This window comes from Arthrobacter sp. AG367 (genome assembly GCF_007828995.1).
GTDB lineage: Bacteria > Actinomycetota > Actinomycetes > Actinomycetales > Micrococcaceae > Arthrobacter.
On record NZ_VIVE01000001.1, the window covers coordinates 205,612 to 226,171 of the forward strand.

At 64.6% G+C, this 20,560-nt stretch carries 15 protein-coding genes, 1 tRNA gene and 1 pseudogene; 6 read left to right on the forward strand and 11 right to left on the reverse strand.

What is annotated here, in order from left to right; genetic code table 11:
- Positions 1–165 precede the first annotated feature (165 nt).
- From gltB to pyk, 3 genes are all read left to right on the forward strand, one after another.
- Positions 166–4,779, forward strand: coding sequence for a glutamate synthase large subunit (gene gltB, locus FB478_RS00935; RefSeq protein WP_144599656.1), 4,614 nt, complete (start codon positions 166–168; stop codon positions 4,777–4,779).
- Positions 4,772–6,229 carry a glutamate synthase subunit beta gene (locus FB478_RS00940; RefSeq protein ID WP_056393678.1) on the forward strand — a complete coding sequence of 486 codons (1,458 nt, stop codon included), beginning with the start codon at positions 4,772–4,774 and terminating at the stop codon, positions 6,227–6,229. Before gltB ends, FB478_RS00940 begins: the two co-directional genes overlap by 8 nt.
- Before the next feature lie 91 nt (positions 6,230–6,320).
- Positions 6,321–7,817 carry a pyruvate kinase gene (pyk, locus tag FB478_RS00945; RefSeq protein ID WP_134164340.1) on the forward strand — a complete coding sequence of 499 codons (1,497 nt, stop codon included), beginning with the start codon at positions 6,321–6,323 and terminating at the stop codon, positions 7,815–7,817.
- A 122-nt stretch (positions 7,818–7,939) separates the two neighbouring features.
- Here pyk and FB478_RS00950 read toward each other — a convergent pair whose 3' ends face one another.
- Complete coding sequence (locus tag FB478_RS00950) at positions 7,940–8,545, reverse strand: ANTAR domain-containing response regulator (protein WP_009358190.1); 606 nt, start codon at positions 8,543–8,545, stop codon at positions 7,940–7,942.
- Between the two features lie 201 nt (positions 8,546–8,746).
- Here FB478_RS00950 and FB478_RS00955 point away from each other — a divergent pair.
- Together FB478_RS00955 and FB478_RS00960 are read left to right on the forward strand one after the other, a co-directional pair.
- A tRNA-Leu gene (locus FB478_RS00955) sits at positions 8,747–8,828 on the forward strand.
- Positions 8,829–9,080: 252 nt separating this feature from the next.
- Positions 9,081–10,225 (forward strand): IS3 family transposase gene (locus FB478_RS00960; RefSeq protein WP_144599657.1). Its coding sequence is split into 2 segments (ribosomal slippage): positions 9,081–9,357 and positions 9,357–10,225, totalling 1,146 coding nucleotides; the frame shifts between segments, so codons are not numbered across the junction.
- Here the strand turns inward: FB478_RS00960 and FB478_RS21505 are convergent.
- The 10 genes and pseudogenes from FB478_RS21505 to FB478_RS01010 form a co-directional block, all read right to left on the reverse strand.
- Entirely contained in the window at positions 10,222–10,455 is a 234-nt protein-coding gene (locus tag FB478_RS21505; RefSeq protein WP_395858334.1) for an ankyrin repeat domain-containing protein, read from the reverse strand. The genes FB478_RS00960 and FB478_RS21505 overlap by 4 nt on opposite strands.
- Before the next feature lie 58 nt (positions 10,456–10,513).
- Entirely contained in the window at positions 10,514–10,972 is a 459-nt protein-coding gene (locus FB478_RS00970; protein ID WP_144599659.1) for a hypothetical protein, read from the reverse strand.
- A gap of 231 nt (positions 10,973–11,203) precedes the next feature.
- A complete protein-coding gene (locus FB478_RS00975; RefSeq protein ID WP_056393925.1) occupies positions 11,204–12,049 on the reverse strand; it encodes a fumarylacetoacetate hydrolase family protein in 846 nt (281 codons plus the stop codon).
- A gap of 2 nt (positions 12,050–12,051) precedes the next feature.
- Complete coding sequence (locus FB478_RS00980; protein ID WP_056393927.1) at positions 12,052–12,837, reverse strand: 2-keto-4-pentenoate hydratase; 786 nt, start codon at positions 12,835–12,837, stop codon at positions 12,052–12,054.
- A gap of 90 nt (positions 12,838–12,927) precedes the next feature.
- Positions 12,928–14,508 (reverse strand): aldehyde dehydrogenase (NADP(+)), encoded by a 1,581-nt coding sequence (locus tag FB478_RS00985; protein ID WP_056393929.1) that lies wholly within the window; start codon positions 14,506–14,508, stop codon positions 12,928–12,930.
- A gap of 43 nt (positions 14,509–14,551) precedes the next feature.
- Positions 14,552–14,968 (reverse strand): ester cyclase, encoded by a 417-nt coding sequence (locus FB478_RS00990; RefSeq protein ID WP_056393931.1) that lies wholly within the window; start codon positions 14,966–14,968, stop codon positions 14,552–14,554.
- Positions 14,965–15,546, reverse strand: coding sequence for a flavin reductase family protein (locus FB478_RS00995; protein ID WP_056393932.1), 582 nt, complete (start codon positions 15,544–15,546; stop codon positions 14,965–14,967). Before FB478_RS00995 ends, FB478_RS00990 begins: the two co-directional genes overlap by 4 nt.
- 45 nt (positions 15,547–15,591) lie before the next feature.
- On the reverse strand, positions 15,592–16,110 hold the full coding sequence (locus FB478_RS01000; protein WP_056393934.1) for a flavin reductase family protein: 519 nt from the start codon (positions 16,108–16,110) through the stop codon (positions 15,592–15,594).
- Positions 16,107–17,420 (reverse strand): annotated as a pseudogene (locus tag FB478_RS01005) (flavin monoamine oxidase family protein); the annotation flags it as partial. The gene FB478_RS01000 and the pseudogene FB478_RS01005, both read right to left, overlap by 4 nt.
- 27 nt (positions 17,421–17,447) lie before the next feature.
- Positions 17,448–18,845, reverse strand: a complete 1,398-nt coding sequence (locus FB478_RS01010; protein WP_056393938.1) for an LLM class flavin-dependent oxidoreductase — start codon at positions 18,843–18,845, stop codon at positions 17,448–17,450.
- Between the two features lie 345 nt (positions 18,846–19,190).
- Between FB478_RS01010 and FB478_RS01015 the strand changes: the two genes are divergently transcribed.
- Positions 19,191–20,555 carry an MFS transporter gene (locus FB478_RS01015; RefSeq protein WP_235509896.1) on the forward strand — a complete coding sequence of 455 codons (1,365 nt, stop codon included), beginning with the start codon at positions 19,191–19,193 and terminating at the stop codon, positions 20,553–20,555.
- The last annotated feature ends 5 nt before the right edge of the window (positions 20,556–20,560 follow it).

A 20,560-nucleotide genomic window follows, 5' to 3' on the forward strand; every position in this document is an offset into this window, starting at 1 on the left:
CTGATGATGCCTCGGGCAGGGGCCTGCGTAACCGTTAGTTCAGCAGGCTGCGCTGACCTACAATTTCCAGTAATCAACACTTTGTTGTGCCCACCGCAGCGGCGCCGACGAGTGGGGCCAACGGTGTCCCTTCCATACGCACGATCAGGAGGAAGGACGTCTCCCATGACCCAAACTCTTCACACTCCCAGCTGGTCCGAACCGGACCAGCCTGAGACTGCAATGTCGCCGTTCAAGCGCTTCGCAGCCATGCCGGAGGCCGCCGGGCTCTACAACCCGGAACAGGAGAAGGACGCCTGCGGACTCGCGATCATCGCGACCCTGCGCGGCGAACCCGGGTATGACATTGTCGACGCCGCCCTGACCGCCCTGCGCAACCTGGAGCACCGCGGTGCCGTGGGTGCTGACGAGGGCACGGGCGACGGCGCGGGCCTGCTCATGCAGATCCCCGACGAGTTCTTCCGTGCGGTCACCGAGTTCGAGCTGCCCGCACCGGGCCAGTACGTCGCCGGTACCGCGTTCCTGCCTGCCGAGCAGCGCGAGGCCGACGCCGCCAAGGCAGGTATCGAGGGCCTGGCCGCCGATGAGGGCCTGAAGGTCCTCGGCTGGCGTGAAGTGCCGGTGGTCGCCGACCTCGTGGGCGCCATGGCCCGCGCCTGCATGCCCTACTTCTCCCAGCCCTTCCTGGCATCCGCCAACGGCGAGGAACTGGACCGCAACGAGCTCGACTCGCGCGCCTGGCGCATCCGCAAGCGTGCCCAGAACAAGTTCGGTGTGTACTTCCCCTCGCTGTCCTCGCGCACCATCGTCTATAAGGGCATGCTCACCACCGCCCAGCTGGAGCCGTTCTACCCGGACCTTTCGGACAAGCGGTTCAAGACCAAGCTGGCGATCGTGCACTCACGCTTCTCCACGAACACCTTCCCGTCCTGGCCGCTCGCCCAGCCGTTCCGGACCATTGCCCACAACGGTGAGATCAACACCGTCAAGGGCAACCGGAACTGGATGCGCGCCCGCCAGTCCCAGCTCGCCAACCCGCTGCTGGGCGACTCGCCGGAAGAGCTGTACCCCATCTGCACCCCCGGCGCCTCCGACTCCGCCTCGTTCGACGAGGTAGCGGAGCTGCTGTGGCTGTCCGGCCGGCCCATCACGCACTCGATCATGATGATGATCCCCGAGGCCTGGGAAAACCACGCCACCATGGATCCGGCCCGTCGCGCCTTCTACGAGTACCACTCCCTGCTGATGGAACCGTGGGACGGCCCGGCTGCCGTGTCCTTTACCGACGGCAACCTGGTGGGCGCAACCCTTGACCGCAACGGCCTGCGCCCCGGACGCTTCTGGATCACCGAAGACGGCCTGATCGTCTTCGCCTCCGAGGTGGGCGTGATCGACGTCGAACCCTCCAAGGTGGTCAAGAAGGGCCGCGTGTCCCCGGGCAAGATGTTCCTGGTGGACACCGAGGCCGGCCGCATCATCGATGACGAAGAGGTCAAGGCCGAAGTTGCCGCGGCCAACCCGTGGGCGGAGTGGGTCAAGGACAACCTGATCGACCTCAACGACCTGCCCGAGCGTGAGCACGTGGTGCACACTGCCGCGTCCGTGAACATCCGCCAGCGCACCTTCGGCTACACCACCGAGGAACTGAAGATCCTGCTCGGCCCGATGGCCCGTACCGGCGCCGAGCCGCTGGGCGCCATGGGTTCCGACACCCCCGTGGCAGTGCTGTCCAAGCGCCCCCGCCTGCTCTTCGACTACTTCGTGCAGTCCTTCGCGCAGGTCACCAACCCGCCGCTGGACGCCATCCGCGAGGAACTGGTCACGTCCCTGACCTGCGCCATCGGACCCAACGGCAACCTGCTGGACACCAAGCAGGTCCGCCAGCCCCAGGTCCAGCTGCCCTTCCCGGTGATCAACAACGACCAGCTCGCCAAGATCGCCAACATCGAGGACGCGGATGGCAACCGCGTGGCCATGAAGGTCCGCGGCCTGTACCGGCCCGAAGGCGGCGAGAACGCGCTCCGCGCCCGGCTCACCGAGATCTGCGAGCAGGTTTCCGGTGCCATCAACCGCGGCGTGCAGTACATCGTGCTGTCCGACCGTGACTCCAACGCCCAGTGGGCGCCCATCCCGTCGCTGCTGCTGGTCAGCGCCGTGCACCACCACCTGCTGCGCAGCGCCAACCGCACCAAGACCGCCCTGGTGGTCGAGGCCGGCGATGTCCGCGAAACGCACCACGTGGCCGTGCTCATTGGTTACGGCGCGTCCGCCGTCAACCCGTACCTGGCGATGGAATCCGTGGAGCAGCTGATCGCTGCCGGCGACGTCACCGGTGTGACCCCGCAGGACGGCGTCTACAACCTGATCAAGGGCCTGGGCAAGGGCGTCCTGAAGATCATGTCCAAGATGGGCATCTCCACCGTGGCGTCCTACACCGGCGCCCAGACCTTCGAAGCCCTTGGCCTGGGCCAGGACCTGGTGGACGAGTTCTTTGCCGGCACGCACTCCCAGCTGGGTGGCGTGGGCCTGGACGTGATCGCGGCCGAGGTGTCCGCACGCCACCAGATGGCCTACCCCGAGGGCGGCATCGAGCAGCCGCACCGCCCCCTGCTGGGCGGCGGCGAGTACCAGTGGCGCCGTGACGGCGAACCGCACCTGTTCAACCCGGAGACCGTGTTCCGGCTGCAGCACGCCACGCGTGAGCGCCGCTACGACATCTTCAAGGCCTACACCAAGGGCGTGGACGACCAGTCCACCAACCTGATGACCCTCCGCGGCCTGCTCAAGTTCAAGAACGACCGCCCGTCCGTGCCCCTTGAGGAAGTGGAGCCGGTCTCCAGCATCGTCAAGCGGTTCTCCACGGGAGCGATGAGCTACGGCTCCATCTCGCAGGAGGCCCACGAGACGCTGGCCATCGCCATGAACCAGCTGGGCGGCAAGTCCAACACCGGTGAAGGCGGCGAGGACGTGGATCGCCTGCTCGATCCCAAGCGCCGCTCTGCGGTCAAGCAGATCGCGTCCGGCCGTTTCGGCGTGACCAGCCTCTACCTGACCAACGCGGACGACATCCAGATCAAGATGGCCCAGGGTGCCAAGCCCGGCGAAGGCGGCCAGCTGATGGCGCAGAAGGTCTACCCCTGGGTGGCCCGGACACGGCACTCAACCCCCGGCGTGGGGCTGATCTCCCCGCCTCCGCACCACGACATCTACTCGATCGAGGACCTCGCGCAGCTCATCTACGATGCCAAGCGCGCCAACCCCTCGGCGAGGGTCCACGTGAAGCTGGTCTCGGAAGTCGGGATCGGCACCGTGGCGTCCGGCGTGACCAAGGCCAAGGCCGACGTCGTACTCGTTTCCGGGCACGACGGCGGTACCGGCGCCTCACCGCTGAACTCGCTCAAGCACGCCGGTGTCCCGTGGGAGCTCGGCCTGGCCGAAACCCAGCAGACGCTGATGCTCAACGGCCTGCGCGACCGCGTGGTGGTGCAGGTGGATGGCCAGCTCAAGACCGGCCGCGACGTTGTGATCGCCGCGCTGCTGGGCGGCGAGGAGTTCGGCTTCGCCACCGCTCCGCTGGTAGTGGAAGGCTGCATCATGATGCGCGTCTGCCACCTGGACACCTGCCCCGTGGGTGTGGCCACGCAGAACCCCGAGCTGCGCGCCCGCTTCAGCGGCAAGCCGGAGTTCGTGGTCAACTTCTTCGAGTTCCTTGCCGAGGAAGTCCGCGAGATCCTGGCGGAGCTTGGCTTCCGCAGCCTCGAGGAGGCCATTGGCCACGCAGAGGTCCTGGACGCCCGCGAGGCGATCGACCACTGGAAGGCCGACGGCCTGGACCTGGACCCGATCCTTCACGGCCTGGAGTTCGACGACGACGCGCCCCTGCGCAACATGACGGGCCAGAACCACGAGCTGGACAAGCACTTCGACCAGCGGCTGATCACCATGGCCACGGAAGCGCTGACGGACCGCAGCCCGGTGAAGATCACCGTTGACGTCATCAACACCGACCGTTCGGTGGGCACCATGCTGGGCCACGTGGTCACCAAGACCTTCGGCACGGATGTCCTGGCCAGGGACACGATCGACATCACGCTGAACGGCACCGCCGGCCAGTCGTTGGGTGCCTTCCTGCCTGCCGGCATCACCCTGCGGCTCTACGGCGACTCGAACGACTACGTGGGCAAGGGCCTCTCCGGCGGCCGGATCGTCGTCCGCCCGGACCGAACCAACGTGTTCAAGGCGGAGACCAACGTCATCGCCGGCAACGTCATCGGCTACGGCGCCACCAGCGGCGAAATGTTCCTGCGCGGCCAGGTGGGCGAACGCTTCCTGGTCCGCAACTCCGGTGCCACCGCCGTCGTCGAAGGCATTGGCGACCATGGCTGCGAGTACATGACCGGCGGCCAGACGCTGATCATCGGGCGCACCGGCCGCAACTTCGGTGCCGGCATGTCCGGCGGAACCGCCTACGTCCTGGACCTGGACACTGCCAAGGTCAACAAGGACGCCCTGCAGTCCGGCGAACTCCAGCTCCGCGAGCTGGACGCCGAAGACCGCGACATCGTCCACGGCCTGCTGGTCAAGCATGTGGAAGAAACTGACTCCCAGCTGGCGGCGCGTCTCCTCGAGAACTTCGATGACACCGCTGCCCGCATTACCAAGGTGCTGCCGCGCGACTACGCGGCTGTGCTGCAAACCCGTCTCGACGCCATCGAAGAGGGCCTTGACCCTGACGGCGAAGAAGTATGGTCTCGAATCCTGGAGGTGACCGGTGGCTGATCCACGCGGATTTCTGAAAGTACGCCAGCGTGAAACCCAGCCACGCCGTCCTGTTCCCGTCCGCATCATGGACTGGAAAGAGGTCTATGAGGCGCAGGAAAAAGGCACGCTGAAGGCCCAGGCCGGACGCTGCATGGACTGCGGCGTCCCGTTCTGCCACCAGGGCTGCCCGCTGGGCAACCTCATTCCCGAGTGGAACGACCTCATGTGGCGGGACAAGGGTGAGGAAGCGATCGAGCGCCTGCACGCCACGAACAACTTCCCCGAGTTCACCGGACGGCTCTGCCCGGCGCCGTGCGAGGCGTCCTGCGTGCTGGGAATCAACCAGCCCGCGGTCACCATCAAGCAGGTGGAAGTCTCGATCATCGACGAAGCCTGGGACAACGGCTGGGTCAACCCGCTGCCGCCCGCACGCCTGACCGGCAAGACCGTTGCGGTGGTTGGCTCCGGCCCGGCCGGGCTGGCCGTCGCCCAGCAGCTCACCCGCGTGGGCCACACGGTTGCCGTCTATGAGCGGGACGACAAGATCGGCGGCCTGCTCCGCTACGGCATCCCCGACTTCAAGATGGAAAAGGAGCAGGTGGACCGCCGCGTCGAGCAGATGAAGGCCGAGGGCACCCGCTTCCGTACCGGCGTCTCCGTGGGGACCGACGTCACCTGGGAGCAGCTGCGCAGGCGCTACGACGCCGTCGTGGTCTGCACCGGCGCCACCGTTCCGCGTGACCTGCCCATCCCGGGCCGCGACCTGGACGGCATCCACTTCGCCATGGACTACCTGGTGCCGGCCAACCGCGCTGTTGCCGGGGAAACCATCGAGAACCAGATCAATGCCCACGGCAAGCATGTTGTCATCCTGGGCGGCGGCGACACCGGCGCTGACTGCCTGGGGACCGCGCACCGGCACGGCGCTGCCTCGGTGACCACCCTGGCGATTGGCAAGCAGCCGCCGTCGGAGCGTGCCAGCCACCAGCCGTGGCCGACGTTCCCCACCCTGTTCGAGGTGGCCAGCGCGCACGAGGAAGGCGGCGAACGCACCTACCTCGCGTCCACGGTCGAGTTCGTTGGCGAGAACGGCAAGCTGACCGGCGTGAAGGTGGCGGAGACCGAGTTCGTTGACGGCAAGCGCCTCCCGAAGGCCGGCACCGAGCGGATCATCCCGGCGGACCTGGTGTTCCTGTCCCTCGGCTTCACCGGTGCCGAGCCTGCCGGCATCACCGAACAGGTGCACGCCGAGTTCGACGGCCGCGGCAACGTGGCCCGCGACGGCTACTACATGACCAACACCGAGGGGGTGTTTGTTGCCGGTGACGCCGGCCGCGGGCAGTCCCTGATCGTGTGGGCCATCGCCGAAGGACGTGCCGCCGCTGCCGCCGTTGACAAGTACCTGATGGGAAGCACGATCCTTCCCGCTCCCGTAGCACCGACGGACCGGGCTATCGCCGTCCTCTAGCCGCTGTCCTCTGGCCGCAGTCCCGCAGGATGCATCGAGGGTTCACCTCGCAGACAACTTAACCAATGCAAGAGACCAATAGGGTAGGTATATGAGACGCGCAAAAATTGTGGCTACGTTTGGCCCGGCAATTGCCAGCTACGAAAACACCCTCGCGGTGCTGGAAGCCGGCGTTGACGTCGCCCGCATGAACATGAGCCACGGCGACTACTCCGTGCATGACAACACCTATGAGAACGTCCGCAAGGCAGCATCCGACCTTGGCAAGGCCGTGGCCATCATGGCCGACCTGCAGGGCCCCAAGATCCGCCTGGGCCGTTTCGTCGACGGTCCGCACGCCCTGGCCGTGGGTGACGTCTTCACCATCACCACCGAAGACGTTCCCGGTACCCAGGAGATCTGCTCCACCACGCTGAAGAGCCTCACCGAGGACGTCAAGGTGGGCGATGCCCTGCTGATCGACGACGGCAAGGTGGCCCTGCGTGCCACGGCGGTGGACGACGTCAAGGTGGTCACCGAGGTGACCGTTGGCGGCATGGTGTCCAACAACAAGGGCATCAACCTTCCCGGCGTGGCCGTGAACGTGCCCGCGCTGAGCGAAAAGGACGAGGACGATCTCCGCTGGGCGCTGCGCCGCGGCGTGGACCTGGTGGCGCTTTCGTTCGTGCGGGACGCTACGGACATCGCCCGCGTCCACGAGATCATGGACGAGGAAGGCCGCCGCGTACCGGTCATCGCCAAGATCGAAAAGCCGCAGGCCGTTGAGCAGCTGCCCGAGATCATCGACGCCTTCGACGCCATCATGGTGGCCCGTGGCGACCTGGGCGTGGAGCTTCCGCTGGAGGAAGTGCCGATCGTGCAGAAGCGCGCCATTGAACTGGCACGCCGCTGGGCCAAGCCGGTCATCGTGGCCACCCAGGTCCTTGAGTCCATGATCGACAACCCGCGCCCCACCCGTGCAGAGGCTTCCGACTGCGCCAACGCCGTCCTGGACGGTGCTGACGCCGTCATGCTGTCCGGTGAGACCAGCGTGGGCAAGTACCCGATCGAGACGGTCAAGACCATGGCCCGGATCATCGAATCCACCGAAGTCCACGGCCTGGAGCGCGTCCCCCCGCTGGGGACCAAGCCCAGGACCCGTGGTGGCGCCATCACCCGTGCCGCCGTCGAAATCGCCGACCAGCTGGACGCCAAGTACATCTGTGCGTTCACCCAGTCCGGTGACTCGGCCCGCCGGCTCTCCCGCCTGCGGCCCATCAAGCCGGTCTTCGCGTTCACCCCGGTGGAGCAGGTCTGGAACCAGATGGCGCTGACCTGGGGCATCCAGCCGGTGCTTGTCCAGATGGTTGACCACACCGACGCCATGACGGCCCAGGTGGACCGCAGCCTTGAGGAAATGGGACTTGTGGAAGACGGTGACCTGGTGGTCATCGCCGCCGGTTCGCCTCCCGGAAAGGCCGGCTCCACCAACTCGCTGAAGGTGCACAAGGTGGGCGACCTCGCCGACTCCACGCGCGCCGGAGACGTCGCCAGCAACAAGGAAAAGCTCGGCCCGTGGCCGGAAAAGAAGAAGAAGGCCCAGGCCTAGTCTTCAGACACAGCGAAGGACCCCTGCCGGTTGGCAGGGGTCCTTTGCTTTGGTGCTGTGCGCGTTAGGGTACCCGTGGGGGCCGGGCCGCCGTCGGAAACTCTTCGGGCCCGGCCGGCGCGTTAGTTGACCTGGTTGATGATGGTCTCTGCAACCTCGCGCATGCTAAGGCGGCGATCCATCGAGGTCTTCTGGATCCAGCGGAAGGCTTCGGGTTCGGTCAGGCCCATCTTGGTGGTCAGCAGGCTCTTGGCGCGTTCCACGAGCTTGCGGGTGGCGAACTGCTCCTGCAGGTCGGACACCTCGCTCTCGAGGGCCTTGATTTCCTCGTGGCGAGAGAGTGCGATCTCCAGCGCCGGGATGAGGTCCGCGGGGGTGAAGGGCTTGACGACGTAGGCCATGGCGCCGGCGTCGCGGGCACGCTCCACCAGTTCCTTCTGGCTGAAGGCGGTCAGCAGCACCACGGGGGCGATACGGGCCTTGACGATCTTTTCGGCCGCAGAAATGCCGTCCATGACGGGCATCTTGACGTCCATGAGGACCAGGTCCGGCTTGAGTTCCTCGGCGAGCTGGACGGCCTTCTCGCCATTGTCCGCCTCACCCACGACATCGTAACCTTCGCCGCGCAGGATCTCGATGATGTCGAGGCGGATGAGGGTTTCATCCTCTGCCACAATGACGCGGCGCGCCGGCTGGGACGTGGGCTTGGACTCCGTCTGTTCAGTCACGGGATCTCCTTGAAAAGGTACGGCGGGACATCACTATCTTAGGTGCCACCGCTGCTGTACTTGGTTTGCAGGGTTCGTTTGCGGCGACGGCGGCGCGATTCTGGAATTCAGCCTATCTGCATGTAGAGTAATTCCGCGTACGTGAAGCGATCGCGTTGCTCACAGTCAGCTGTGAGCGTACTTTGGCTCCGCGTAATCCGCGCCCGAGTGGCGGAATTGGCAGACGCGCCGCACTCAAAATGCGGTATCGAAAGGTGTGTGGGTTCGAGTCCCACCTCGGGCACGACGTATTCCCTCGTCAGAGGCGATTTTGCTTTGACGTGTTGACAAAGCTTGCGGTCGCGTCGTCTGACGGGTTGGGTCGCGGGCTGTCGCCTGGCCGCCGCGATGGCCTATTCAGGTGTGTGGGTGGCGGGCTCGGGACGCTGGCTGGTGGTCCTTCCGCCTGCTGAAGTGGGTTATATGGTTCGGGACTGCCCCCGGTTTTGTTGACTCCTTGACCTAGCGAGCTTGTGCTCGTGGAAGGATGTTGACCATGCCCACGCCGTATGGGGCGGAGTTCCGCCAGGATGTTATAGATGTGGCCCGCAAAGGCGAGGCGCCGCTGGCGCAGATCGCGAAGGATTTCGGGCTTTCGGTCACGACGCTCAAACGCTGGATCGCCATTGCCGAACGTAAAGATTCCGGTGCCGGCCCAGCTGCGGCGGAGTCGGCTGAGATGAGGGAATTGAAGAAGCGGAACCGCCTGTTGGAGCAGGAGAACGAGATTCTGCGCCGGGCTGCTGCTTATCTGGCTAGGGACATTAACCCAAAATGACCTACCCGCTGGTCACGGATCTTGCCGCCGACGGTATCCCCGTGGCGGTGACCTGCAGGGTGTTGGGTTTCAGCAAGCAAGGCTATTACCGCTGGCGGGCATGCCCGGTGACCGAACGGGACTGGATTGATGCGCACCTGGTCAACGCCGCGCGGGATATCCATGCCGACGACCCTGCATTCGGGTACCGGTTCATCGCCGACGAGCTCCCGGAGAAGGGCATCACAGCAGGTGAGAACAGGGTCCAGCGACTATGCAGAGACCACGGCATCTGGTCGGTGTTCTCCAAGAAGCGGGGCCTGAACAGGAAGCCGGGGCCACCGGTCCACGACGACCTGGTCGAACGGGACTTCACCGCCACGGCACCGAACGCGCTGTGGCTGACGGACATCACCGAACACCCCACTGCCGAGGGGAAGCTCTACCTCTGCGCGGTGAAAGACGTCTATTCCGGCAGGATCGTCGGTTACTCGATGGACTCACGGATGAAGTCCTCGCTGGCCGTCGCCGCGCTGGAGAACGCCGTACGGGCTCGCAACCCGGCAGGGACCGTGGTGCACTCGGATCGAGGGTCCCAGTTCCGGTCCCGCCGGTTTATCGAAGCGCTCCGACACCACGGACTCACCGGCTCGATGGGCAGGGTCGGTGCGTGCGCGGACAACGCCGCGATGGAATCCTTCTTCTCGCTGCTGCAGAAGAACGTCCTGGACCGTCAGCGGTGGACCACAAGGCAACAACTACGGTTGGCCATCACGACCTGGATCGAAAGGACCTACCACCGCCGGAGACGGCAAAGACGGCTGGGAAAACTCACACCCATCGAATATGAAACAATCAACCGGACCGCGCTCAAAGCGGCCTAAGACCCCGAGTCAACAAAAGCCGGGGCAGTCCCGGCGTTCAGGGCATACTCCTGAGACGCAAGGTGAAGTGGGGTAAACCCCTGCCTATCCGCGGAGTCGGGCGACTCACCGGCAGCAATCAGTCGAGTCACCTCTGCTGCAGCATCGGTAAGTGCTGCGTAGTGCAGCGGCGAACGACCGGCGGGATCCAGGAATACCTCAACTTCTGGACGGTAGGGGCAAACTGCCACGATAGACGATCCTCCACTAGGCGGGTGATCCTTCCTTGCGATGAGCGCCCTCGACGGACTACCAATCAATCAACACTTCGTGCGCCGCCTCCACAATCTTGTTGCAAATGTCCTCCCGGCTTTGCGGCATGTCGTCCCAGTCGTCCCTGAGGACAACCAAATAGTTCAACTCCGTGGGCTGACCTAGTTCGTGCCAAGCATGGCCCAGAATGAGATTTGTCCCAAGGTATGGGTCGAGGACGCCGTCAACGATTTGTTGGAGCCAGTGCCGAACCAATGCGCGCCGAGCGTCGCCGTCGTCCTCATAGGGCCTGCCCAACTCCTCCCGGACCTGGACCCATAAATCAGCTGCCCCCCGTGGATCATTCCGTAGATGTCCGGCCAGTTCGCGAAGCGAGGGAGAGTCATAGCCCTCAACAAGCAAATCAGCTGCTACATCCGGATAGTTCTCGCTGGGTACCAACCCCACTTGGTCGCGCAAGAACATCAGGCGCACATTTCCGGTTTCCTGTTCCATGGGAAAACCCTAGTCCCGGTGTCGACCATCCCTCACCTCCACAGGGGACGTGCCACCGGGTGATCCTTTACCAGGAACTCCTATTTGATCCGCGATTTACAGTTGTCCGCCCCGAACGGTCCCTATTCGCCCGTCCGAGCCTCGTCATTGCTCCAGACGGTGGTCCTCAATCAAGCCGTCATGATGGCCGTGAATCACGTTGACATATTCACGCTTACTGTTTTTGCCCCGTTATTGCATCAGGTGGCGCATTTTGCCCACACCCTGCACCCAGCTGAGCAGCTCGTCCCCCGGTTTGAGGAAGCGCTGTGGGGTACGACCAACGCCCACGCCGGCTGGCGTGCCGGTGAAAATTACATCACCGGGCAGCAAGGGCGTTACCTGTGAAAGGCGGGCGATGATCTCGGGCACCGGGAACACCATGTCCGATGTGCTCCCCTTTTGGATTTCTTCGCCGTTGATGGAACAACCCAGTTCAATCCGGTCCGGGTCCTCAAACTCGTCGGGGGTCACCAGCAGCGGCCCAATGGGTCCAAACCCGGGAAACGACTTCGCCAGGCTGTACTGGGGCGCGGGCCCGGATGACTGCAGAGTCCGCTCTGAGAGGTCCTGGCCCACGGAGACGCCTGCCACGTACTTCCACGCCTCTTCGGCAGGAATGCCCGTCCCGCCGCGGCCCATCACCACGACGAGTTCCACTTCCCAGTCAACGGTGCCGGGCGGCAGGGAGATGGTTCCGTGTGGACCGGTCAGGGCGGTGACGAACTTGGTGAACACCGTGAGGTCATCGGGTACGGCCAGCGAAGCTTCCGCGGCGTGGGCTGCGTAGTTCAGCCCGATCGCGAAGACCTGCCGGGGCTGCGGCGCGGGGTTTCCGAAGGAGGACGGCGGAACCTCGGCCAGCGGTGTCCCGCGCCATTGCTCCAGCGTGTAGGCGACACTGCGGAGTTCTGACCAGCGTTCGTAGCAGTCCTGGATCCGTGGACTGAAATGTCCGCCCGTTTCCATCGCCACATCGATGACGTGGTCATCGGGCGTCACCAGGTGGAGGCGTCCGGAAATGTTGGCCAGGCGCATGATCAGGCCGAAACGTCGAATTCCACGGTGCCCCAGCCGTCGAAGGTCCCGGACCAGCGGCCGGCTTCGTTCATCGGAACGGCCTGGAGGCAGCTGCCGGGAAGGATGACCTGGCCTGCTTCGAACTCCACGTCGTAGTCGGCGAGGCGGTTGACCAGCCAGGCGACGGCGGCAAGGGGGTTGCCGAGGATGTTTCCGGTGGTGCCGGAAATGATTTCGCGGTGGTTGAAGGTCAGGACACCGCGGGTGTCGCGCAGGTTCAGGTCGGTGACCTTCCGGGGGGTGCCGCCGAGGATGACGGCGCCGGTGGAGCCGTTGTCGGCGAGGGTGTCCGGCAGGCCGATGGCCCAATTCTGCACACGCGAGTCGATGATTTCGATGGCGGGCAGCGCGTAATCGATGGCGTTGATGACGTCCGCGATGGTGGTGTTCCGGCCGCCCAGGCGGGAGCGGAGCACGAACGCCGGTTCGAGTTCCACATAGGGTGCAATGAAGTTGTCGCGTTTGAAGGTTGTGCCCTCGAAGGCGAAGAGGCTGGCGAGCAGGTGGCCGTAGTCCGGCTGGTCCAGGCCGAAGGCGTCCTGCATGACCTTTGCGATGTTGCCGAGCTTGTAGCCGACTAGCCGGTCGCCGCCGTCCAATGCGTGTTCGACGTTGATCTTCTGGACCTGGAATGCGGCGTCCGCGTCCAGGCCGGGCCAGGTCTCGGTCGGAGCCGGTACGGGCTGTCCCTGAAGCCGTGCGGTGCGGAGCGTATCGGCGACATCGTCGAGTGTGATGGTGGACATGGTTCCTCAGTTCTGTGTGTTGGGGTTCCGGCCCCGGGCGACTCGTTGCGGGAGGCGTGCCCGGGGCCGGAAGATGGGGCGCGGCGGGGCCTAGCGCTGTTCGGGTTGCCCGTCGATGAGGCGGTTGACGTGCCAGGGGTTCGCGTCCTGGAGCGGTGCGGGGCGCAGTTGCTCCGGAAAGTTCTGGTAGGCCACGGGGCGGAGGAACCGTTCGATTGCCAGGGTGCCAACGGACGTCGTTTTGGAGTCGGATGTGGCGGGGTAGGGGCCGCCGTGGACCATGGCGTGGCCGACTTCGACGCCTGTGGGCCAGCCGTTGATGATGATCCGGCCCACTTTTCGCTCAAGGGCGGGTATGAGCGGCGCGGCAGCGGCGTAGTCGTCCTCGGTGATGTGCAGCGACGCGGTGAGCTGGCCGTCGAGCTTGTTGGTTGCTTCGACCAGGTCATCGATGCCCTTATAGCGGACCACCAGGGACGCAGCCCCGAATATTTCCTCGTGCAGTACCGGGTTTGTGGTGAAGACGCTAAGTTCGGCGCTGAACACGGCCGGTGCCGGTGCGTTCTCGCCGGGGCCTTTCTGGCCCCGGCCGAGAAGCTCGACGTCGGTCTCGGCGTCGAGTGCATCGTGGCCGTGCTGCCACGCGGAGGCGATGCCGCCACTGAGCATGGTCTGCCCGGAGAGTGCAGCGATTTCCTTTGTGACGGCGGCAGCGAACCGGTCGCCGGCGTCGCCCGCGGGGACGAAGGCCAGGCCGGGGGAGGTGCACAGCTGCCCCGAGCTGCCGGTCACGGAGGTGACGTACTGCTTCGCCAGGGTCTCTGCATCGCCATCCAGGGCGCCCGGGAACACATAGACCGGGTTGATTGAGGACATTTCGGCATAGACGGGAATGGGCTCAGACCGTGCAGCCGCGGTGCGCATGAGGGCCGTGCCGCCTTCGCGGGAGCCGGTGAAGCCAACTGCTTTGATGTTCGGGTCTGCCACCAGGGCCTGGCCGATGCTCGCCCCGGAGCCGTAGACCAGGGAGAACACGCCTGGGTGCAGGCCCAGGTCCGTGACGGCCTTGACGATGGCCTGGCCGACGAGTTCGGCGGTGCCGGGGTGGGCGTTGTGGGCCTTGACGATCACGGGGCAGCCTGCGGCGAACGCGGAGGCGGTGTCACCGCCGGCAACGGAGAACGCCAGGGGGAAGTTGCTGGCTCCGAACACGGCAACCGGCCCAAGGGGGATCTGGCGCTGCCGGATGTCGGCCCTGGGCAGGGGTGCCCGGTCGGGGATGGCCGGGTCGATGCGCACGCCGCGGAAGTCACCCTGGCGCACCACGTCGGCGAACAGTCGCAGCTGGCCAACAGTACGCGCCCGTTCGCCGCATAAACGGTCCAGGCCAAGGCCGGTTTCGGTGGAGGCCCGTTCGATGAGTTCGTCACCGATGGCTTCGATGTTGTCGGCGATGGTGTCCAGGAAGCGTGCGTGTTGTCCGGGGTCTAGTGCGCTGAAGGAATCGAAGGCGTCAGCGGCGGCTTCGGTTGCAGCCCGCAGCTGGTCTTCGCTGATCAGCGTGTACGTGGGTTCCAGTGCTTCGTTGGTGGCCGGGTTGATCCCGTTCGTGGTTCCGGTGGTTCCGGCGGTGGTTTCTCCGGCAATCAGGGAGTGTCCGTGAAGTGTCATGGGGTGCCTTCCGAGGCAGTAGAAAGTGGGTCGGGGTTTCTGGCTAGGCGTTGCCTGGCCCTAGGTGCCAGATTCCGAGTGCTGAGAGCAGTTCGCGGGGGTCCCAAATGACCCATTCCTCGGCGAGCTTGTCATTTTCGAAGCGCAGGAACGATGCGCCGGTCACGTTGACGCTGCGGCCGGTGGCGGGGACGTCCATGAACTCGCCTTGGTGGGTGCCTGTCGTTTTCCAATGGACTGCCACCTTGGTGCCGTCCTCCACGATGTCCAGGATTTCGGTGCTGGAATCGGGGAACGCGGTGTGCATGGCTTCGATGGTCTTCCTAAGGCTCGCGTAGTCTTCGCTTCCCGATTTGGACCGCCGGACATAGTCCGGTGCCAGCAGGTTTTCGAATGCTGCGAGATCACCGTCCCCCCAAGCGCCGTTCCAGGCTTTGAGGATGGCTTCGCTGCGGGTCATGATGCGCTCCTTGCTGGTACTGATTGCGGTGCGGCCGGTGCTGCGCTTTCGGGCGCCGGGATTTCGATGGGGAGGTACTGTCCGAACTTGCCACCACGGAACAGAAGTGCGTCACCGTTTCCTTCAGTCATGTTGGTGACCGCCCCGACGACCATGTAGTGGTCTCCCACGACGACTTCTGCGGTGACCATGCAGTCGATGTAGGCGGTGGCGCCGTCGAGGTGGGGGGTTCCGAGGGGGCCGGGGGTGCAGGGGAGGCCCTCGAACTTCTGCGGTCCTTTCTTCGACAGTGACCGGCAGATGCTGATCTGGTCGTCGGAGAGGATGTTGGCGGTGAACTTTTGCAGTTTGCGCAGTTTCGGCCAGCTTGAGGAGGACTTGTCCACGCAGAACATGACCAGGGCCGGTTCGAGTGAGAGGGATTGGAAAGTGCCCACGACGAGGCCGAGCTTTTCGTCGTCGTCATTGATGCCGGTAATGGCTGTGACGCCGGTGGGCAGTTTGCCCAGGATCTGGCGGTAGAGGGCCGGGGTGATGTCGCTGTCGGGAGTTTTTTCAGCGGCTGGGGTGATATCCATGTCAGGGTTTCCTTGAAGAAGGTAGATGCGGCCAGGCAGTGCGGATTAGGAGGCGGCTTCGCGGAAGCTTCCGAAGCGGCCGCCGTGGAAGATGAGCGGGGCGGAGGCCTGCTCAGCGGGTGTCATGTCCAGCACGCTGGCGATGACGACGAGGTGGTCACCGGCGGTGAACTGCTGTTCAATCCGGCAGTCGAACCAGGCAAGGGAGCCGTGGAGGTGCGGGGTGCCCCAGTCCGACTCGGACCACGCAACGGAGCTGAGCTTGTCCTCGCCTTTGGCGGACAGTGCCCGGCAGACCTGTTGCTGGTCCTCGGCGAGCAGGCTGACGCTGAAGATCCCGGCCTGGGAGATCTTTGGCCAGCTGGTGGAGGAGTGCATCACGCTGAAGGTCACCAGCGCCGGCTCCATCGACAGGGACGCGAAGGTTCCCACGATCATGCCGTTCTGGGTGCCGGTCACCGGATCTGTGGAGCAGATGGCTGCGACGCCGGTGGGCAGGTGCCGCATGACGGCCCGGTAGCGGTCGGAGTCGATGGTCCCGGGGGCAATGGCGGTGGCGGTCATGGTTGATCCTCCTTCAGTTCTGCGTGGACAGTGCGGCCCGCGCGCAGTCCGCTTTCGATGGCGCCGTCGAAGAATCCGGCCCAGATGTTGGCGATGTCGCCGCTGGCGAAGTGCAGGGCGCCTTCGCTGGCCTGCTGTGCGGCGTGGTACTTGGTGAGCTGGCCGGGACGCTGGACCAGCCACGTCTCTTCGGCGTAGGGGTCTTCGCCCCACTTGTGACCCGTGACCTCGAGGACTTCCAGGTCGTCCCGCCATACCTTGATCGCTTGCTGGACCTGGTCGATGTCGGTGACATCAATGCGGTTGGCGTCGGCACCGAAGCCCACCAGCACGGCGTCGTCCTTGCCGACGAATTCGGTCCGGATCACGGAGAGCGGTTTGTCCTGGGCGGAGTAGGCGAAGAAGGGCTTGATGGGACCCTTGACCCGGATCCACGCTTTGACGCCCTGGGATGCGGTTTTTTCCCGGCTGGGTGCGAGCTTGCCTTCGGACAGGGCGGGCTGGACATCGAGCTTGTGCAGCACGTTCTGCGGCAGGGTGATGACCACCTTCTTGGCCTCGATCTCCTGCCCGTCGGCGTAGAAGACCGTGGCTCCGTCACTGGTATGGCGCACTGCGTTGACGGGGGCACTCAGGCGGATCTCCGCATCCGTGTCGCCGGCAATCGCGTTCACCAGGGTGTCGTTGCCGTCCTTGAGCCGGTAGATCGCCGAGGCCTCGTGCATCAGGTGCCAGTGCCCGGAAGACCCGGCATTCCAGCGCAGCGCGTTGACGTAGGCGCACTGGTTCAGAGGTGCGTTGAAGTGGCCTACCCAGGCGGCTTCGTTGGCGTTGCGCTCGTCCTCGGAGAGGTCCAGTTTGTCCAGCATTTCCTGCAGGTTGTACTGGTCAACTTCTGTCAGGCCAGGGTTGGTAAGCGGTGCATCGGGACGGGGCAGCCACTTCACGGTGTCTTCGAGCAACCGCGTCATGCCTGGGTCGATCAGCTTCATGAAGTCGTCCAAGTTGCCGCGGCGCACCTCGTCGCCGGCGAGCCAGTAGGTTTCTTCCGAGCGCGGGCCGCGTGAGACCTCGAGCCCGTAGCGGGTGACCTCTGCCCAGACATGGGGCTGGGTCCAGTGCAGCCAGTTTCCGCCGAGTTCCAGTTTCTGGCCCAGGCGGTCTTCAGTCCACAAGCGGCCGCCCAGGCGGTCCCGGGCTTCCAATACAACCACCTTGTGACCGCGGTTGCTAAGCTCACGGGCGGTGATGAGGCCGGCGAGACCGGCCCCGATGACGACGACGTCAGTTTGTTCAGTCATGGAAAGGTCCTTCGTTGTTAATTCCGTGGTGCGGGATTAGCGTGCGGCGTCACTGAGGTGCTTGGCGCGCTGGGCCGTGGCTGGGTGGCCGTCCAGCGTGTATTTCTGGCCGAAGAGTTTCTCGCGGAGGGTGACGGGTTCCTGGTCCTCGGCGCGGGCCGGGGCGATGATGCCTTGGGCGCGCAGTTCCGGCAGGGCGAGTTCGATGAATTCCTCCCAGCCGCCGGGCTTGGTGATGTAGCTGAGGTTGAGGCCGTCGATGTCTGCCTCGTCGCGCCAGCGGCGCAGTTCCGCGGCGACGGTTTCCGGGGAGCCGATGATCGTGGATCCGGTGCCGCCAACGGCGAGGAACTCGGCGATCTGGCGGGGGGTCCAGTCGCGGTCGGGGTCGGCCTTGGAGAACATGTCCACCATGGACTGCCCTGCCTTGGTACCGACAGAGCGCAGGGGAGTGTCCAGTTCGTATTCGGCCATGTCGATGCCGGTCCAGCCGCTGAAGCGGGCCAGGACGGCGTCGATGGGTGCGTTCTCCACGGCCGCATTGTATTTGGCCTGGGCTTCCTCGTCCGTGGGCGCCACCACCACGGTGAGCAGGATGACGATCTTGACGTCGCGTGGGTCGCGGCCGGCGTCGGAGACGGCCTGGCGGAGCTTGGCAACGCTGCGCTTGGCACCCTCCACGGATGTGCTCTGGATGAAGACGGCCTCGGCGTGCTTCCCGCCGAACTCCATGCCCCTGGCGGAGGAACCGGCCTGGAACAGTACCGGGGTGCGTTGTGGGGAAGGCTCGCACAGGTGGAAACCGGGCACCGTGAAGTGCTCGCCTGCGTGTTCGATGGGGTGCACCTTTGCCGGGTCGATGTATGTCGCGGATTCGGCGTCGCGGACCACGGCGTCCTCTTCGAAGGAGCTTTCCCAGAGCTTATACACCACGTCCATGTACTCGTCGGCCATGTCGTAACGCTCGGCGGGGGTGAGCTGCTGCTGCTTGCCGAGGTTGCGGGCGGCGGCCTCGGAGTAGGAGGTGACGATGTTCCAGCCGACCCGGCCTGAGGTGAGGTGGTCCAGTGAGCTGAACTTGCGGGCCAGCAGGTAAGGCGGCTCATACGTTGCCGAGACGGTGACCCCGAAGGTCAGGTGCCTGGTGACGGCGGCCATGCCGCTGATGAGCACGGTGGGGTCGTTGATGGGAAACTGTGCGGCGTCGCGGAGGGCGGCGTCGCCGTTTCCGCGGTAAACGTCGTGGTAGCCGACGTTGTCGGCGAAAAAGATCCCGTCGAAGCCGGCCTTTTCCAGCATCTGCGCGATGCCCGTCCAGTACTGCAGGTCGGTGTAGCGGTAGCCCTGGTCCGCATCGTTCCGCCACGACCCGGAAGTCAGGTGAGACGGGGCGAAGACGTCAAAAGCGAAAAGGCTGAGAGGTTCGTTTTTCATGGCAGCGGTGCTTCCTTGGACTCGTGCCGGACAAAGCCGTTACTGGAATGGTGAGCGTTCAATTTGTGAACATTGCGTTCAATCTAGAATGTAAGCCAACTCACTGTCAAGAGGTGACCGTGATAGCGGAGGTGTCGCCGCCGGCGCGACCGCGTCCGGCGGGAGCGCAGGGACTTGTTGCGGTGTAACTCTTGACAGCCAGTGTGGCCCATGCCATATTTTTGATCACGACGTTCGAGAAATGAACGGCCCCCGGTCAATGTTTCGGCCGAAATCTCCTCTTCGCGCTGATTCCACCGGCGCCTGCATCCCTCCCCAGCAGCACGATCTACAAGGAAGTCCATCGTGAATTCATCTGTAACACCTTCCCGCCGGCTGCCCGTGCAGTCCCTGGCGCCCCAGGACCCGCAAAAAAAGAAGTTCCTGATCAAGCTCAGCGGCGTGATCGCCGGCGGTATGTTTATTGACGGCTTCATCCTGGGCGGCATCGGTCTGGTCATGCCCGCTTTGACGGCTGACCTGAGCCTGTCCGCTACCATGCAGGGGCTTATTGGGGCCTCTGCCCTGATTGGCATCTTCTTTGGCGGCCCCATCGGCGGTTACCTCGCGGACAAGGTCGGCCGCAAGCCGATGTTCATTGTCGACCTCGCGATCTTCCTGGTCGGTTCCGCCGCCCAGTTCTTTGTTGCGGACGCCTGGCAGCTCTTTGTCATCCGCCTGCTCATGGGCATGGCAATCGGGGCGGACTATGCCATCGGCTGGCCGCTTCTTGTCGAATTCTCACCAGCCAGGTTGCGCGGCAAACTCATGGCATTCCAGGAGGTTGCCTGGTACGTGGGGTACCTGCTGTCCTACGCTGTGGGCTACTACATGTCCACATCAATCCACGCCGACTGGCGCATCATCCTGGGCATGAGCACCGTGCCGTCGCTCATTGTGTTCCTGCTCCGGTTGGGATCACCTGAATCCCCGCGCTGGCTCCTCAGCAAGGGGCGTCGTGAGGAAGCGTTTGCCATCGCCCACCAGTTCATGGAGGACGCGGACGTCAAGGATCTGGAGCACGAGAAGTCCGAGAAGCCGAATTTCGGCAAGCTCTTCTCCCCGCAGTACCGAAACTCCACGATCTTCGTCTGCATGTACTGGGTCTGTAATGTCACCCCTTACTTCGCCATCGCCACCTTCGCGCCCATCGTTTTGGAAAGCCTGGGGGTCGAAGACGGCCTGGCAGGAGCGCTGGTGCTCAACGGCGTCGTGGTGGCCGGTTCCCTGGCCGCGATGTTCCTGATTGAAAAAGTGGGACGCCGCAAACTGTCCATCCCGCCGATGTGGATTGCCGCCGCCGCCCTGGTTGTCATCGGCCTGTTCTCCCACATGTCGCCGATGATCATCCTGATCAGCTTCATCATCTTCTCGTTTTTCAACGCCGTCTCAACGGCCCTGACCGGCGTCTATCCCGGCGAGGTCTTTCCGACCGAAATCCGCGGCGCCGGCGTCGGCTTCGCCACCGCCTTCTCACGGATCGGCGCAGCGGCGGGAACGTTCATCCTTCCCCTGTCCGTCGATGGCCTGGGCGTCGGAACCACGATGCTGATCGCCGCAGGCATCTGCGTGCTGGGTGCAGTGATCTCGCAGTACCTTGCACCGGAAACCAAGGGCCTGAGCCTGAGCGACACCTCCGCGCCGCTGGGCAAGCCTGCCCTGCAGCACTAACCATT